At 69.9% G+C, this 16,407-nt stretch carries 14 protein-coding genes; 6 read left to right on the top strand and 8 right to left on the bottom strand.

The features are described from left to right. Nucleotides 1–21: 21 nt before the first annotated feature. On the bottom strand, nt 22–1,323 hold the full coding sequence (locus AC1RIF_RS11440; protein WP_492601489.1) for an alpha/beta hydrolase family protein: 1,302 nt from the start codon (nt 1,321–1,323) through the stop codon (nt 22–24). Between the two features lie 67 nt (nt 1,324–1,390). Then, nucleotides 1,391–2,761 carry an FAD-binding oxidoreductase gene (locus AC1RIF_RS11445; protein ID WP_492601490.1) on the bottom strand — a complete coding sequence of 457 codons (1,371 nt, stop codon included), beginning with the start codon at nt 2,759–2,761 and terminating at the stop codon, nt 1,391–1,393. A 141-nt stretch (nt 2,762–2,902) separates the two neighbouring features. Between AC1RIF_RS11445 and AC1RIF_RS11450 the strand changes: the two genes are divergently transcribed. After that, complete coding sequence (locus AC1RIF_RS11450; RefSeq protein WP_492601491.1) at nt 2,903–3,586, top strand: GntR family transcriptional regulator; 684 nt, start codon at nt 2,903–2,905, stop codon at nt 3,584–3,586. Between the two features lie 34 nt (nt 3,587–3,620). Further along, nucleotides 3,621–5,126 (top strand): adenylate/guanylate cyclase domain-containing protein, encoded by a 1,506-nt coding sequence (locus AC1RIF_RS11455; protein ID WP_492601492.1) that lies wholly within the window; start codon nt 3,621–3,623, stop codon nt 5,124–5,126. Nucleotides 5,127–5,142: 16 nt separating this feature from the next. Here AC1RIF_RS11455 and AC1RIF_RS11460 read toward each other — a convergent pair whose 3' ends face one another. After that, a complete protein-coding gene (locus AC1RIF_RS11460) occupies nt 5,143–5,376 on the bottom strand; it encodes an RNA-binding S4 domain-containing protein (protein WP_492601493.1) in 234 nt (77 codons plus the stop codon). Nucleotides 5,377–5,461: 85 nt separating this feature from the next. Between AC1RIF_RS11460 and lysX the strand changes: the two genes are divergently transcribed. Beyond that, nucleotides 5,462–8,824, top strand: coding sequence for a bifunctional lysylphosphatidylglycerol synthetase/lysine--tRNA ligase LysX (gene lysX, locus AC1RIF_RS11465; protein WP_492601494.1), 3,363 nt, complete (start codon nt 5,462–5,464; stop codon nt 8,822–8,824). A gap of 7 nt (nt 8,825–8,831) precedes the next feature. After that, nucleotides 8,832–9,539, top strand: coding sequence for a DUF998 domain-containing protein (locus AC1RIF_RS11470; RefSeq protein WP_492601495.1), 708 nt, complete (start codon nt 8,832–8,834; stop codon nt 9,537–9,539). A gap of 96 nt (nt 9,540–9,635) precedes the next feature. Here AC1RIF_RS11470 and AC1RIF_RS11475 read toward each other — a convergent pair whose 3' ends face one another. Then, the gene (locus AC1RIF_RS11475) at nt 9,636–11,657 is read right to left on the bottom strand and encodes a CocE/NonD family hydrolase (RefSeq protein WP_492601496.1); all 2,022 of its coding nucleotides are present in this window, start codon (nt 11,655–11,657) and stop codon (nt 9,636–9,638) included. A 123-nt stretch (nt 11,658–11,780) separates the two neighbouring features. On the opposite strand from AC1RIF_RS11475, the gene AC1RIF_RS11480 reads away from it, so the two are divergent. Next, entirely contained in the window at nt 11,781–12,461 is a 681-nt protein-coding gene (locus AC1RIF_RS11480; protein ID WP_492601497.1) for a TetR/AcrR family transcriptional regulator, read from the top strand. Nucleotides 12,462–12,472: 11 nt separating this feature from the next. Here the strand turns inward: AC1RIF_RS11480 and sigJ are convergent, their stop codons facing one another. From sigJ to AC1RIF_RS11500, 4 genes are all read right to left on the bottom strand, one after another. After that, the gene (sigJ, locus tag AC1RIF_RS11485; RefSeq protein WP_492601498.1) at nt 12,473–13,378 is read right to left on the bottom strand and encodes an RNA polymerase sigma factor SigJ; all 906 of its coding nucleotides are present in this window, start codon (nt 13,376–13,378) and stop codon (nt 12,473–12,475) included. Continuing rightward, a complete protein-coding gene (locus tag AC1RIF_RS11490; RefSeq protein WP_492601499.1) occupies nt 13,375–14,622 on the bottom strand; it encodes an NAD(P)/FAD-dependent oxidoreductase in 1,248 nt (415 codons plus the stop codon). Before AC1RIF_RS11490 ends, sigJ begins: the two co-directional genes overlap by 4 nt. A gap of 199 nt (nt 14,623–14,821) precedes the next feature. Beyond that, nucleotides 14,822–15,115, bottom strand: a complete 294-nt coding sequence (locus tag AC1RIF_RS11495; protein WP_492601500.1) for a putative quinol monooxygenase — start codon at nt 15,113–15,115, stop codon at nt 14,822–14,824. Nucleotides 15,116–15,171: 56 nt separating this feature from the next. Further along, on the bottom strand, nt 15,172–15,666 hold the full coding sequence (locus AC1RIF_RS11500; RefSeq protein WP_492601501.1) for a hypothetical protein: 495 nt from the start codon (nt 15,664–15,666) through the stop codon (nt 15,172–15,174). Between the two features lie 81 nt (nt 15,667–15,747). On the opposite strand from AC1RIF_RS11500, the gene AC1RIF_RS11505 reads away from it, so the two are divergent. Continuing rightward, nucleotides 15,748–16,407 carry a TetR/AcrR family transcriptional regulator gene (locus AC1RIF_RS11505; protein ID WP_492601502.1) on the top strand — a complete coding sequence of 220 codons (660 nt, stop codon included), beginning with the start codon at nt 15,748–15,750 and terminating at the stop codon, nt 16,405–16,407.

The following is a 16,407-nucleotide window of genomic DNA, read 5'->3' on the forward strand; positions in this document are numbered from 1 at the left end:
CCAAAAAGGCGCACGGGCGCGTCAGCGCCTGGGCAGGTGACCGGCGGTCCAGTCGGCCACCAGCGACAGCACCTCGGGATCCACCGGTTGCCGCACCAGCTTCCGATAGACCCGCAGCGACGGCGGCGCCGGATCGCGACGTAGCAGGTGCGTGAGATCCGGCACCCGGACGGTGTCGACCTCGTCCGGCACCAGTGCCGCGATCGCGGCCAGATCGTCGGGATCCACCTGCAGGTCCTTCGCACCGGTGATCGCGAGCACCGGCGAACGGTTCTTCTGCAGTAGCGGTTTCGGATCGAAGTCGAGGAACTCCCGGAGCCAGCGCGCATTGACCTTGCGGCCACCCATCCGCGCGACGTCGCCGGTGGTCCGGTGGATCTTGTCGAGCGCCTTGCGCTGCTTGGCCTTCACGTCCACCCGCAACAGTCGCAGTATCGCCCGAGTGGGTGCCGGCAACCCGTCGACGGCCTTCCCCGACTGCCACAGCAGCACTTCCCGGCCGGTGACCGCCGGCCCCGCGAGCAGCACCACCGCCGACGGATCCACCGTGCGGTCCGCACCGAGCGCCATCGCCAGGCACGCACCCTCGCTGTGCCCGATCACCGCGACCGCATCGCGACCGAAACCCGCTGAGCTGCGCAACCATTCGACCGCCGCTGCGGCGTCGTCGATGTTGTCGGTCAGCCCCGTCGCGTAGTAGTCGCCACCCGATTTCGCGACACCGCGCTTGTCGTAACGCAGCGTTGCGATCCCGTTGCGGGCCAAGGCTTCCGAAAGAGCGCGACTCACGCCGATCGGCAGCGTCGCGTGGTCGCCGTCGCGGTTCATCTCACCTGAGCCGGTCAGGATCACCGCCACCGGCCCTGCCTCGGCGCCCGCCGGAACCGTGAGGGTGCCGGCGAGTCGCGTGCCGTCCGCCGACCGGAACGTGACGTCCCGCTCGGCCACCCCCGGCCGGTCGGCCTCGAGGATGTCGCGGATCCGCGCCACGACGTCCGTCGCGTCGTCCGCGGTCACGATCAGTCGGTCGAACTCCGCACCCGCCGCACGACCGACGGTGTGCAACCGGACGGCAGGAACGCCGGCGCGCGCGACGACGAACATACTTGCGCCCCCGCCCCGCCAGGTCCCGATGCGCAGACGGCGGGGAACACCGAGACCCGGAGCACGCATGCCGCGGATGTTGGCGAACGCATCGGCGACCACGTCCGCGTCGCGGATCTGCTCGACCGGAACGGTGACATCGCCGTGCAGCCCCGCGATCCGTTCGAAACGTGACAGCCTCAGGACGATCCGGTCATCCTGCACCCTGAACTCGGCCACGGCAGCACCTCCCAGGACCGAGTATCCCGCGCACAGTCAGGTCTGCGCACGAACCGCGGGTCTTCCCTCAGAAACCGCGGCCCGGGTTGAGGATCCCGGTGGGGTCGAAGACGTTCTTGATGCCCGCCATCAGTTCGCGCTCGGTGGCACCCACCATGGACTCCATGTAGGGCTCCTTGAGGACGCCTACGCCGTGCTCTCCGGTGATCGAGCCGCCGAGATCCAGGCAGGCGGCGACGAGGTCGTCGAAGGCGGCCCGGGCCCGCGCGGTCACGGCGGCGTCCGCGGCGTCGAACACGATGGTGGGGTGCAGGTTTCCGTCGGCGGCGTGCCCGAAGGTGCCGATGAGCACGTCGTGGCGGGCGGCGATCTCCTCGATCGCGGCGAGCATCGCCGGCAGCTGCGGGACGGGTACGGCGAGATCGTCGAGGAGCGTGCTGCCTCGACGCTCGAGCGCGGTGAGCGCGACGCGCCGGGCCTGCATGAACTCCTCACCCTCGGCGGGGTCGGCCGTGTCGTACACCTCGGTGGCGTCGGCCGCGGTGCAGGCGGCCGCGCAACGGGCGGCCTCGGCGACCGAGTCGCCGCCGTCGCACTGGATCAGCAGCAGCGCGCCCGCCGTGTGGTCGAGGCCCATCCGGGTCATGTCGTTGACGGCCGCGATGGTGGTGCGGTCCATCAGCTCGAGCAGGCACGGATCCGCGACCTGCCGGATCGCGAGGACGGCGGAGATCGCCTGCGCGGTCTCGGGGAAGCTCGCGACGACGGTGGACGCCGCCGACGGCTGGGTCCGCAGCCGCATCGTGGCCTCGACGATCACCGCGAGGGTGCCCTCGGATCCGACGAGCAGCTGCGTGAGGTTCAGTCCGGCGACGTTCTTGCGGGTGTTCGCGCCGGTGTGGATCACCCGGCCGTCGGGCAGCACGGCCTTGATCCGGGCGACGTGGTCGGCGGTGACGCCGTACTTGGCGCAGCACGTCCCACCCGCATTGGTAGCGAGGTTGCCGCCGATCGACGAGATGGCCCGGCTGCCCGGATCGGGCACGTACCACAGGCCGCGTTCCGCGGCGGCCGCGGCGAGGTCGCCGTTGATGACCCCGGGTTCCACTGTGGCAGTGCGTGCTTCGTCATCGATCTCGATGATCGCATCCATCCGGTCGAGGCTCAGGACGATGCAGCCGTCCATCGCGTTCGCGCCGCCCGCCAGCCCGGTGCCGGCGCCGCGGGTGACGACCGGAATGCCGTGCCGGTGCGCCACCCGGAGCGTCACGACCACGTCGTCGGCGCTGCGGGCCCGCACGACCGCGAGCGGTTCGCCGTCCGGCGTGAGCAGGGACTGGTCGCGGCGGTACGCGAGCATCGCGTCCAGGTCGGTGACGACCGCGTTTCCGAGCAGCGCGGTCAGCTCCGCGACGGGTGAGGCGACATCGAGGGTCATGAGGAACCGTCCATCCGAGAACAAGACCGTTCGATTGTCAGACAAGTACACATGAGAGTCAAGGAATCGGACCGGACAGGGATGCATGACCGACGACCCGTGGGAGGATCGACCGCAAACCGAGCGAGTGGAGGACCCCGATTGGCCGGCAGAGTCTCGGCGTTGTCGATCGTCGACGCGCTCGCAGCGGAGCTCCGACAGCGCGTCTTCGCCGGCGACCTGACGCACGCGGACGCCCTCACCGAGGCCGAGATCGCCCGCAGCTACGAGGTGGCACGCCCCACCGCGAAGGCCGCGATCGAGAAACTCGTCGGCGAGGGCCTGCTCCAGCGAGGTGCCCACAAGACCGCCCGGGTGCTGTACCTGAGCCCGGACGACGTGCGCGACGTCTACCGCACCCGCGCCCGGGTCGAGTCCCAGGTGCTGCGTGAACTCGCGGCATCCCGGACCGTGCCCGGGCCGGCCGTCGCCGCGAACGCCGAGATCGCGGCGCTCACCGACGGCGCACCGCTGTCGGTGGTCGACCCCGACATGCGGTTCCACACCGCGCTCGTGGACGCTGTCGGGAGCCCGCGAACCGGCCGGATCTTCCGAACCCTCGTCTCCGAGGTGCGGCTGTGCATGGTCCAGGTGCAGGGCAAACACCTGCTCACCACGTCGAGCATCGCGGCCGAGCACCAACAGATCCTCGACGCGATCGGCGACGGCGACGGCGAACGGGCAGTGCAGGTCCTGAACGACCATCTCGGCCGCGCCCGCGAACGCCTCGCCGCCGTGCTCGGTGGGGTGTCCGGACCCGAGGCCGAATTGTCCGAACTCGAGTAGTTCGGATCCCGGTCCCGCGGCCTACGCTGGGGACATGTACCCGCCCGGAACGAGGTACGTCGAGCGTGACAGGCACGCTCTGGCCTATCAGGTCGTGGGCGAGGACGGCAAGGACTGCAAGGACAGCACCGACGTGGTCCTGTTCCTCGAGATCGGCCTCCATCCCGACCTCATGTGGACCGATCCGCACATCCACTGCGTGTTCGAACGTGCCGCCACCTTCTGCCGCATGGTGTACTTCCAGCGCCGCGGCTTCGGCCTGTCCGACCCGGTCGACCACGTCCCCACCCTCGAACAGCAGGCCGACGACGTGCTGGCGATCATGGACGCGGTCCGGATGCACCACGCCACCCTGGTCGGCATCGGCAGCACCTGCGGGGCACTCGCGCTGATCGCGGCCCGCGAGCCCGACCGGGTCTCCGGGTTGGTGCTCCAGCAACCGTTCGTCGAGGGCGCCCTCCGCGAGGGCGTGGACCTGCCGCGGGGGTGGACCGAGGACTCCCGGGATCGCTTCGTCGACGGGTGGCGGGCCGTCTACGACGACTGGGGTTCCGGGCAGGTCATCGCGATGTGGGACCCGACCCAGGACTCGTCGTACAACAGGCGGCTCATGGCGCTGCTCGAGCGCTGCTCCGCGACCCCCGCCACGGCCCGCGCGCACCTCGAATGGTTGTTCCGCATCGACTACTTCGACGCGCTGGCCTCGATTCAGTGCCCCACCCGCATCCTGCATTCCGCGCGCAGCGCGGTCCCCCTGGAGACGTCACGGCAGATCGCGGCCGCAATTCCGCACGGCGCACTGCACGTGCTGCCCCCGCTGCCACCCGGGACCTCGATGGGCGAGGCCTGGATTCCGGTCCTCGACCACATCCAGGAGGTCGCAACCGGGATCCGTCGGCCCGTGGATGCCGATCGCTACCTCGCCACGGTGCTGTTCACCGACGTAGCCGGGTCCACCGAGACCCTCGCGCGGATCGGCGACAGCCGATACCGCGACCTGCGCGACACGCACGAACGACAGGTGCGCAACGAGGTCGAGGAGGCCGGCGGGCGCCTCGTGAACGTCGCCGGCGACGGCACGCTGAGCGTGTTCGACGGTCCGGCCGCCGCGGTGCGGTGTGCGCGCACCGTGTGCCGCCAGGCCGCGGACCTGGGCCTGGGCGTGCGAGCGGGTGTACACACCGGCGAGATCGAGGGAATCGGGATCGAGATGACCGGGATGACCGTGCACGTCGGCGCGCGCATCGGGACGGCTGCGGGTCCCGGCGAGGTGCTGGTCTCCCGGACGGTACGCGACCTCGTCGTCGGTTCCGGGCTCACCTTCACCGACCGCGGAACGCACGACCTCAAGGGCGTCCCCGGGCACTGGCGGTTGTACGCACTCACCGACACCTGCGACAACTCCCGGGCGATGGACCGGAACCCGTTGAACCTGAACATGATCGACCGGCTGATCCTGAGCACGGCACGCCGGGCGCCGAACCTCCTGCGCGCGGCCGGACGGGTCGCCGTCTCACGCCAGCACCGGCGGGCCCGCTAGCGCCGCGGGTCACATGTCACTGCGCCTCGGGACCGCTCACCCGCGCCGACATCCCACCGATCTCGACGACGTCGCCGTCGTGCAACTGACGACCGCGACGGATCTCGACCTCACCGTTGACGCTCACGAGCCCGTCGGCGATCACGCCCTTCGCCTCGGCACCCGAATCGATGAGGTTGGCGAGCTTGAGGAACTGACCCAAGCGGATCGACTCGTCACGGATCGGCACAGCGTCCACAGCGTCAGACATGACTCCATCATCCTCCTTCCCCCCGAACGGGCCTTCGACGCCTCACACTGGAGGCGGAACGGCAACGGCGACGGGGAGGATTTCGATGGCGACGAGCACTGGCGCACCCGCCGATGCAACGGAGGGCAAGGGACGCCGACGGCCGTCCCTCGCGCCGAAACGCGGACGGCTGAGCGAGGTTCCGCACATCGCGGGACTGGTCCTCGGGGTGTTCTCCGTCCTCGTGTTCCTGTGGAGCCTGTCTCCCACGCTCCGCTATCTCGTCCACACACCGCGCGTGTATGTCGACGACTACTACTTCGACGCCCCCGACACCAGCCTTGCGTGGGCACTGGTCGTCGGTCTCGTCGCGGCCGCGTTGGCCAGCCGTAAACGGATCGCGTGGTGGATGCTCACGATCTACCTGACGTTGTTCGCCGTCCTCAACGCCGTGGTGGCGGTGGCGGACCGGGACCTCAACGCCGCCGTCGCCTGCGTCGTCCAGGTTGCCGTCGTCGGTCTGCTCATCGCGTCGCGCAAGGAGTTCTACACCCGGGTACGCCGCGGCGCCGGCTGGAAGGCCCTCGGCGTGCTGGTGTCCGGGCTCGCGGTGGGCACGCTGGTGGGCTGGGGTCTGGTGGAGGTGTTCCCCGGCACGCTGCCGTCGGGCCAGCGATTCCTGTGGGCACTCAACCGCGTCACGGCGCTCGCCGTCATCGAGAACGAACAGTTCGACGGCAAGCCACACGCCTTCGTCAACACGATGCTCGGCCTGTTCGGGGCCCTCGCGCTGCTCGCGGCGGTGGTCACGCTGTTCCGCTCGCAGCGGGCGTCGAACGCGTTGACCGGCGACGACGAATCCGCGCTGCGTGGCCTGCTCGACGACTTCGGCGGGGGCGACTCCCTCGGCTACTTCGCGACCCGCCGCGACAAGGCCGTCGTGTTCGCGCCCAGTGGCAAGGCCGCGGTGACGTACCGCGTCGAGATCGGGGTGTGCCTCGCGAGCGGCGATCCGATCGGCAATCCGGAGGCGTGGCCGCACGCGATCGACGCGTGGCTCGACCTGTGCTCGAAGTACGGCTGGGCGCCCGCGGTGATGGGGGCGAGCGAGGCCGGTGCCACCGCCTACAACCGCGCCGGGCTGTCGGTGCTGCAACTGGGCGACGAGGCGATCCTCGAGACCCGGGACTTCAACCTGAACGGCCGCGAGATGCGGCAGGTGCGCCAGGCCGTGCACCGCGTCCGCAAACAGGACGTCACCGTCCGGATCCGACGCCACCGCGACATCCCCGCCGCGGAGATGGCCGACGTGATCGCCCGCGCCGACAACTGGCGCGACACCGAGACCGAGCGCGGCTTCTCGATGGCGCTCGGACGACTCGGGGACCCCCTCGACGGCAATTGCCTGCTGGTCGAGGCACTCGGTGAAGACGGCGCCGTGCTGGGCATGCTCTCGCTGGTGCCGTGGGGCACGAACGGGGTGTCGCTGGATCTGATGCGCCGCAACCCGCACGCTCCCAACGGCGTCGTCGAACTGATGGTCACCGAGCTGGCGACCCGGTCCGACGAGTTCGGGATCGTCCGGGTGTCGCTGAACTTCGCGGTGTTCCGGTCCACGTTCGAGGAGGGCGCCCGCATCGGCGCCGGTCCGATCCTGCGGGTGTGGCGTTCGCTGCTGCTGTTCTTCTCCCGCTGGTGGCAGCTCGAGGCGCTGTACCGCTCCAACGTGAAGTACCAACCCGAGTGGGCGCCGCGCTACCTGTGCTTCGACGACAACCGGCAGCTGCCGCGCGTCGGCATCGCCTCCGCCGTCGCCGAGGGCTTCCTGACCCTGCCCACGTTCGGACATCGCGCCAACGCGATCACCCACACCGGACGGCACGCCGCGGTACCGGCGGCGCTCGCGGTCTCCGGCGTCCTGCACGCCGACGGCAGTGCCCCGGATGCCGCTCCGGCACCCGACGCCGCCCCGGGCGAGACCGCTTCGGCCACGCCGGAATCGGTGGGACCGCGTCGGCCCGAACAGGTGCGGGTCCGGATGGACAAGCTCGAGCGTCTGGCCGACGAGGGCATCGACCCCTACCCCGTCGCATATCCCCCGACCCACACGGTCGCCGCCGCGGCCGCGTCGCCCGAGGGCACGCGGGTGCGGATCGCGGGACGGCTGCTGCGGATCCGCACGTACGGCGGTGTCGCATTCGCCGTGCTGCGGGACTGGTCCGGCGACATCCAGGTGCTGATCGAACGGACCACCGTCGGCGACCGTCTCGACGAGTTCTCCTCCGACTTCGACCTCGGCGACCTCATGGAGGTGAGCGGCACCATCGGCCGCAGCCGCAAGGGTGAGCTGTCGCTGCTGGCGACGGAGTGGCGGATGAACGGCAAGTGCCTGCACCCGCTGCCCGACAAGTGGAAGGGCCTGACGGACGCCGAGACCCGGGTGCGGCAGCGCTACGTCGACCTCGCGATCAACCCCGAGTCGCGTCGCCTGCTGGCCGCCCGCACGGCGATCGTGAAGTCGTTGCGCGACACGCTGTCCGGTCGCGACTACCTCGAGGTGGAGACGCCGATCCTGCAGCGCATCCACGGCGGCGCCAACGCGGCCCCGTTCGTCACCCACATCAACGCGTACGACCTGGACCTGTACCTGCGGATCGCGCCGGAGCTTTTCCTCAAGCGGTTGTGCGTCGCCGGGATGGAGAAGGTGTTCGAGATCGGCCGGGTGTTCCGCAACGAGGGCGTCGACTTCAAGCACAACCCCGAGTTCACGATCCTCGAGGCGTACGAGGCGCACAGCGACTACGAACGCATGATGGTGCTGTGCCGTGAACTGATCCAGGCCGCCGCCGTCGCCGCGCACGGCAGCCAGACGATCATGCGGCCCGGGCCGGACGGCGAACTCGTGGCCGTCGACATCTCCGGCGAGTGGCCGGTGAAGACGATGCACGGCGCGGTCGCCGAGAAGCTGGGCGTGGACGTGACCCCGGAGACGCCGCTCGAGGTCCTGCAGAAGCTGTGCGACGAGAACGAGATCGAGTACCAGAAGAGCTGGGACGCCGGCGCCGTCGCGCAGGAGATGTACGAGCATCTGGTGGAGGGGCAGACCGAGTTCCCCACCTTCTACACCAACTTCCCGACGTCGATGTCGCCGCTGACCCGCCCGCACCCCACCATCCCGGGCGTGGCCGCGAAGTGGGACCTCGTCGCATGGGGTGTCGAACTCGGCACCGCCTACAGCGAACTCACCGATCCGATCGACCAGCGTCAGCGGCTCACCGAGCAGTCGCTGCTCGCGGCCGGCGGTGACGCCGAGGCGATGGAACTCGACGAGGACTTCCTGCAGGCACTCGAGCACGCCATGCCGCCCACCGGCGGCCTCGGCGTGGGCGTCGACCGGATCGTCATGCTCATCACCGGCGGCAGCATCAGGGAGTCCCTCGCGTTCCCGTTCGCCAAGCCACGCAACTGAGGTCGCAGTGTCCGTTCCGAAGACAGAGTCGGTGCGCCGGTACACGATCGCGGGCCTGCTGATCGCGGGCGCGGTGCTGTACTCGTCGTGGGTGCTGGCGTTCTTCCTCAACTCGGGGGAAGGCCCGTTCGAGGGGTTCGCGAGCCAGCTGGCCGCCACCGATCAGCCGCACGGGATCCTCTACCGCAGCGGTGACCTGCTGACCGGGATCGTGCTCACCGTTGCGGCCGTGCTGGGTCTGACGATCACGCCGCGGCGCTTCCTCACCACCGTCGGCTGGGTGGCGTTGGGCGTCTTCGCGGTGGGCACCATCGCCGATTCCCGTTTGCCGCTGCGCTGTTCCGAACCCGCGTGCGAGGCGGAGCAGGTGCCGCTGACCCACCAGTGGCACGCCGTCACGAGCACGGTGTCGGTGACGGCCGCGGTGGTGTCGGCGGTCGCATTCATCATCGCGATCTTCGTCTACCGCGCGCCGCGGGCGATGTGGTGGGCCGGGCTCACCGTCGTCGTGCTGTTCCTCGTCGGCACCCTGTGGATGCTCGTCGGCGTCGACGATCCGTCGGGCAGCCACAGCTGGCTCGGCTTTGCGCAGCGCGTCGAACTGCTCTCGATGAGCGGGTGGATGGTGCTCGTGGCCGCCACGCTGCTCAGCGATCGCGCGTGGCGGGACGTGCACGGCGTGTCCGGTTCTGCCGGTTCTGCCGGTTCCACGTGAAACCCGCTCCCCCGTTTTGCGTACTTACCGGTGCCGTGCGAGCCCGGAGATGACCGATAAGTGCGCGAAACGCGGGGGTGGAGCGTGGGGTCGGGATCAGGGGATCGGGATGTCGACCGGCACGTTGACGAAGCTCGGCGACGCCGGATCGAGCACCAGGTGCTGCGGCGCCAACCGGCTCTCGTTGAGCAGCGGACGCAGCAGCATGCCCTTCGGGAAGTTGCTCGCCGCCACCGACACCCGTAGGCGGTGCCCCGGCTGCAGGACCGCGTCAGTCGCGGTGAGCCCGACGTCGAGCGTGGTGGGCCGACCCGGCACGATCGGCTGCCGCGCCGCGAGGGTGAGCGTGTAGAACGGGTCCGTGAGGTCGCCGTTCGCGGAGCGCTCGCTGCGGGCCTCGTCGATGCCGCGCAGCGACGACGTGAGCTGACCCGAGGTCAGGACCGTCGAGGTACCGTCCGGCGCTACGTCGTTGAGTGTCGCCGTCCAGTAGCCGTCGGTCGTGTCGAGGACGGTGTTCAGGTGCACGTTCACCGGCCCCGAGATCTGAGTGGGCGCCGACACCGGGGCGCTGGTGAACGTGAGCGCGTCCCGCTCCGCGATCCGGTTGTCCTTGGCGCAGCCGTCGATCACGGCGAGGATGCCCGCCAGTTCCTGCGCGGCGTCGCGCGAGCACATACTTGAAAGCCCCGGCGCCACCGTCAACGTCGCCGTCCCGGACGGAGCCGACGCGAGCAGGGAGCCGTCGTGCACGGACGTCGCGGTGGTGCCGGACGGCTGCGCCGCCAGGTACATCCGACGGTGCTCGACGCCCGCACGTGGGAACTGATCGGTGGTGGTCCATCCGTTGCCCTGCTGGTACGACGTGACCGGACCGAACGTCTCGATGCCGTTGTCGATGTCCTTGAGCCACCGGTCGAACCACGCCCGCTGCAGGACGTCGAGCCGCGGCGGATACCCCGGGTCGCCGAAGCCGCTTCCCGGATTGAGGTGGTAGGTGTCGCCCATGATGAGCTGCTTCTTCCCGGGCGCCAGCGGGATCGCGTTGTACAGCTTGGGTTCGGAGTTGGTGAAGATGTCGTGCCAGCCGCCGTAGAGCATGGTCGGCGCCGTGATGTTCTCCGCGTGCGGCAGCCACGCCTGACGCAGCGAGCTGTCCGGCTCGAGCAGCGTCCGCAGCTCCGGCGGGATGGAGTCGACGTCCGGGATGGTGATCGCCTGGATGAGGTACTGGAAGAACGTCGCCGGGTCGGCAATCCGGTCGCTCAGCCACGTCTGGTCGAAGTTGCCCTGCATCAGCGCCTGGACGTCGGGGATCAGCTTGAGCCCGTTGACCGCGGCCAACCAGAACGGCAGGAAGCCCACGCCCGCACCGCCACCCGGCGCCACGACGTCTCGGACCAGGTCGCCGCCCGGCTCGATCGGCATGATCGCCTGCAGCGCCGCGGGACGCTTCGACGCCGCCTGGATCTGGTTGATCGCCGAGTACGACACCCCACTCATGCCGACGCGGCCGTTCGACCACGACTGCTGCGCGGCCCAGTCGATGGTCTCGACGGTGTCCTGCTGCTCCCGTTCCTGGAACACCTGCCAGATGCCCTGCGAGAAGCCGGTACCGCGGACATCGACGACCACCTGGGTGTACCCGCTCTGGATCAGGGCGCGGTCGACGGTGAACGTCCGCAGCCCGCCACCGGACAGCGCCCGCGTCAGATCTGTGATGCCGCTGAACGGCGTTCCCGAGAAGTTGATGTCGCCGGCGAAGTCGAGCACCGCGTCGCTGATTCCCGGCACCGACACCGCCGCGTCGGCGAGCGCGGACACCAGCTTCGTGTACGGCGTCATGCTCACGATCGTGGGCATCGGGGTGTCGATGGGACGGCCGTCCGGGCCTGCGGGCCGATACACGTTGGCTTTCAGCACAACTCCGTCGCTCATCCGGATCGGGACGTCCCATTCGATATGCATGCCCGGGTACTGCGCCGGACCGTCCGCCGTGGCCGCCCATTGCGCCCCCAGCTCACCCGCATCCGGGGTCGCGTTCACCGGCGCCACCGCCCCGACGGTGCAGACCGCCGCGATTGCGGCCAACGCCATCGCCCTCGACATCCATCGCATCCGAGCCCCTCCCCCACGCTCCCGACGACGCCGCACCCACGTCGAGAAACATCAATGTTTCCAATTGAGCGAAAGCAATGTAACCGCAGTCACAACGGCGGCGCAAGGGCCTATCCTGTGCTGGTGACTGAACGCGCCGACGCCGAGGACACGCGGCTACCTCGCGGGCGGCACCAACTCACCCGCGAGGACGTCGCGACGTCGCAGCGTCACCGATTGTGTTGGGCCGCAGTCGAGGTGGTAGCAGAACGGGGATACCGACCAACCACGGTCGCCGACATCATCAAGCGCGCCCAGGTGTCCCGCCGCACGTTCTACGAGGTGTTCGACAACAAGGACGACTGCTTCGCCGCAGCCTTCGGCTTCGCAATCGCCGCGGTCGAGGAACAGCTGACCGCCCGCGTCGACGAACTCACCGAGTCCCGGAAACCTCGATGGCAGGACCTGGTCCGCACCTCACTGGAGACGTACCTGAAGATCCTGGCCGCGGTGCCGACGGCAGCACACGCCCTGCACATCGAAACCCTCGCGGCCGGTGCTGCACTGGAAGGGCAACGCGCTCACATGCAATCGGTGTTCGCCGACCGTATGCGCCGGGCACACCGACTGGCCACGGAACAGGGGGATCCGCTGCCGGATGTGCCCGACGCCGTCTTCGACCTGCTGATCGGCGGTATCGACAGCCTGGTCCGCGAGTGCCTGCGCACCCGCGGACCGGACGCCCTCCCGGATCTGGCACCGACGCTCTACCTGACCACCGTCGCACTCCTCGGGCGGCCGGAGTACCCGCCGGCGGGCGGATAGCGTCGGGCCGATCAGACCGGCTCGGCCCAGGCCCCCAGTTTGTCGGGGTTCATGACGATCGCGATCTCGTGGACGCGCCCGTCGGCGACGGCGAAATCCAGCACTGCGGCCACCTGACCGTCGAACGAGATGACCACTCCGGTGCGGTTGTTGACGGTCTCGAACCGTGCCCCGATCGTCAGACCCTGCGCCTCGCTCCTCCCGACGATGCCGAGCAGGTACCGCGCGACACGCTCGGCGCCCACGACCGGGACCTTCGCGACGCCCGCCATGCCGCCGCCGTCCGCCCGCGACACCGCCTCGGGGGCGAGGACGGCCAGCAGGGCATCGAGGTCTCCGGTGGTGCACGCCGTCGCGAAGGCCAGCACCACCTGCCTCCGCTGCTCGTCCTCCGGCTGGAACCTCGGCGCGGACCGCAGGTGCCGGCGGGCGGTGGACGCGAGCTGGCGGCACGCGTCCGGTGTCCGACCGACGATCTCCCCGATCTCCGCGAACGGCATACCGAAGACGTCGTGCAGGATCAGCGCGACACGCTCGCCCGGCGTCAACGACTCCATCGCCCGCATCAACGCCACCGACACCGACTCGTCGAGCGTCACCGCATCGGCGGGATCGGGTGGCCGGCCGCTCACGGTGGCCGGGCCGACGGTGCCCGGCACCGGTTCCGGCAGCCAGATGCCCGCATACGACTCCCGCCGGGCCCGCGCGGACCCCAACTGATCCAGGCAGATTCGACTGACCACCGTCGTCATCCACGCGAGCGGCTCGCGAATCGACGCCCGATCGCCGTCACCGAGCGCCTGCCACCGGACGACGGCGTCCTGCACGGCTTCCTCGGCATCGTGCGCCGATCCGAGCATCCGATACGCGACGCCGAAAAGCGTTTTGTAGTCCGATGATTCGGGAGTCAGTTTCATCGGATCTGCTCCCCGACCCGGGGCACCGGACGAGGCCGCGGACCCTTCGGTGTCTTGTATGCGCCGGGTCTGGTCCGCTCGGCGCGCATCCTGTCGACGGTCATCCGGCAGATCGACTCCTTGATCACGGCACCGAGCCGCCCGTACGCCCCGACCGGGCGCGGCCGGTCGTCGGGATGGACCAGTTGAAGGTACCCGGCCTTGCGGCCCAGGCTCATGCACTGTGCCACCAGGCCGAGGGACAGCACCGGAGGCTGCTCGCCCCGGACCCGCGCCAGCACGGTGTGGGCGGCGTGGCCGCCGAGCGGCAGCGCAGTCGCGCAGGCCATGCGCAGGTGCGCTCCCACCTCGGACGGCGCGACGACGGCGTCACCGGCGCCGACGATGGCAGAGCTGTCGATGCCGGTCAGCGTCCAGTCGACGCGGAGGCGCCCGGCGGCATCCGTCGCCAGGCCGCTGCGCGCCGCCAGGTCCGGTACGGCGAACGAGGCGGCCCACACGCACACGTCGAACGCGAGGACGGTTCCGTCGGCGGTGAGCAGTTCACGGTCGCGCACCTCGCTCACGCGCGTGTCCTCCCGCCACGTGACGCCGATGCGGTGCAGCGTCGTGAGCACCCGACTGCGGGCGGCGTCACGCATGAAGCCTGCCACCGTCCCTGCCGACACCATCTCGACGGCGAGATCCGGACGGGCAGCGGCGATCTCAGCGGAAATCTCGATCGCCGTGGACCCACCGCCGACGACACGGACCGTCGACCCCGGCGCGAGCGCCGCCACCGATCCACGCAAGGCCTCGGTCGCCTCGGCGTCGCCGGCGTGGTGGGCGTGCTCCCCGACGCCCGGGACGGAACGGTCGGTGTTGCTGCCGACGGCGTACACGAGGGTGTCGTATCCGACGAATTCGACGCCGTCACCGACGGCGACGTCGACGCGCCGCCGGTCGGCATCGATCGCCACCGCCGACCCCACCAGAATCTGCGCATCGCGGTGCAGCAGGTCCCGGAGCGGCACGGCCGCCGTCGGGCGGGTGCCCGCCGCGACCTCGTGCAGGCGGATGCGCTCGACGAAATCGGCGCGTGGATTTACCACGACCACAGAACAGTTCCGGGCCGGATCCTCGCCCCGCACCCGGCCCCGGCTCGACAGGATCCGGTTGGCGGCGAGCACTCCGGCATACCCTGCGCCCAGGACCACCACGCGGTGAGCCGGCGCCGCCGGACGATCGGAAGACGGCTTCGTCATGACGGTCTCCTGTGCCTCTCGCCCGCCGGTCGCGGGCTCCTGCACTACTGACGACGGAGGATGCGGAAACGTGAGATCGGTCAGCGTGGTGTCGGACACCTGCCGCGGCGATCGGAACCCCCCGATACCGCGTTTTGCGCACTTATCGCTGACAGGCGGGCCCGAACAGGGCCGCCAAGTGCGCAAAACGCGGGCAAGATCAGGAGACGGGGCGCAGCGGGTGGATGCCGGGGGCGGCCGAGAGGTGCGAACCGAACGCTCCGGCCGCCTCGCGCATGTGCGGGGACTTCATGTGGGCATCGAGCGCGTCCTGACCCGCCCACACCTCGACCACGACGAACGTGCCCGGCGCCGACGCCGACTCGTAGAGGTCGTACGACACGCAGCCATCCTCCTCGCGGGTGGCCTCCGCGAGCGTGGTGAGCGCGGCACGCACCACGTTCTCGGATCCGGACTTGGCCGGAATGGTCGCTACGACATGCAGATTCGACATCAGATCCTCTTTCTGTGAGCGCCGCCACAGTGCGCGGCTTCCCGACGGTACCCTGGTCAGCCCACCAAACGTCGCAGATACACCTGTGCCCGTGCGGAATTCCAGCCGAAGACCTCGCGAAGCCCCGCCGTCATCGTGGCGAGATACGGGGCCGACGGCTCGGTCCGGGTGACGTCGTGGCGGCCGGCGACGGACGTGAACGTGCGCAACGGTCGCCCGTCGCGGGACCCGAGATCGAGGACGCGGTCGTAGCAGGGCGGTTCCTGCGCGTGGATGTCGTCGAACTGCTCGGCCGTCACCAGGTACGCGCAGGCGGCGGTGTCGCCCGGGACCTCCGGGTCGTAGAACGCACGCCCGCCACCCCACACGAGGGACTCGCCGGCGAAGTACACCGTGCCGGGCAGCCGGACGCCGATCCGGTCGGCGGGCGGGCCAGGGTCCCGGGCCCCGGCATACGTGCGCCCTCCCTCGGTCGGGCATCCACCGCACAGGTAGCAGTCCAGGCGGGCCCGCGACATGTTGGACCCGTAGCTCACGTACCAGACCTGCACAATTCCGACGGTACGCGCACCCCTCATCGGATACAGTTTTGTATCGAAAGGGTTCTGTGATCCGAAAACCGGGGGTGACCAGTGCAGACGTCCGAATCCACGGGATCCGACGCCAAGCCCCCGCGGGTCACGAAACGCCGCGCGGAGACCCGCCAGCGCCTGCTCGACGCCGCCGGCGAGGTGTTCGCGGCGGAGGGGTTCGGACGCTCCACCGTGGAGCAGGTCTGCGATCGGGCCGGCTACACGCGAGGCGCGTTCTACTCGAACTTCACCTCGCTCGACGAGTTGTTCCTCGCGATGTGGGAGCAGCGCTCCGCACAGATGCTCGACGGCATCCGCACCGCCCTCGCCGACGCGGCCTCGCGACCGTCGACCATGACCCTCGAGTCGGCCGTCGCACTCGTCCTCGCGGCCATCCCCGTCGACGACGCGTGGTACCGCATCACCGCCGAGTTCACCGCGCACGCACTGCGCAACCCGGCGCTCACCCGTGTGATGGTGGCGCGGGAGGACGCGATCCTGCAGACCATCATGCCGATCATCGAGGACGCCCTTGCCGCCGCCGGCCGCCGGGTCACCCACCGGGAGGCGCTCGGCCGCGCGCTCGTCGCCCTCCACGACGGCACCAGTATCCAGGTCCTCATGGAACCCCACAACGAGGCGGTGCGGCAGGCGCGCGAGCGACTGTTCGTCACCGTCGTGAGCAGTTACAGCAGCAGTACCGATACGGACAGGAGATAG

This window comes from Prescottella sp. GW823-FHT02E09, from assembly GCF_058797375.1.

Coding starts and splice junctions, on each gene's coding strand:
- AC1RIF_RS11445 (WP_492601490.1), bottom strand. CDS start 2,761: ATGACCCTCGATGTCGCCTCACCCGTCGCGGAGCTGACCGCGCTGCTC.
- AC1RIF_RS11455 (WP_492601492.1), top strand. CDS start 3,621: ATGTACCCGCCCGGAACGAGGTACGTCGAGCGTGACAGGCACGCTCTG.
- AC1RIF_RS11460 (WP_492601493.1), bottom strand. CDS start 5,376: ATGTCTGACGCTGTGGACGCTGTGCCGATCCGTGACGAGTCGATCCGC.
- lysX (WP_492601494.1), top strand. CDS start 5,462: ATGGCGACGAGCACTGGCGCACCCGCCGATGCAACGGAGGGCAAGGGA.
- AC1RIF_RS11475 (WP_492601496.1), bottom strand. CDS start 11,657: ATGCGATGGATGTCGAGGGCGATGGCGTTGGCCGCAATCGCGGCGGTC.
- sigJ (WP_492601498.1), bottom strand. CDS start 13,378: ATGAAACTGACTCCCGAATCATCGGACTACAAAACGCTTTTCGGCGTC.
- AC1RIF_RS11490 (WP_492601499.1), bottom strand. CDS start 14,622: ATGACGAAGCCGTCTTCCGATCGTCCGGCGGCGCCGGCTCACCGCGTG.
- AC1RIF_RS11495 (WP_492601500.1), bottom strand. CDS start 15,115: ATGTCGAATCTGCATGTCGTAGCGACCATTCCGGCCAAGTCCGGATCC.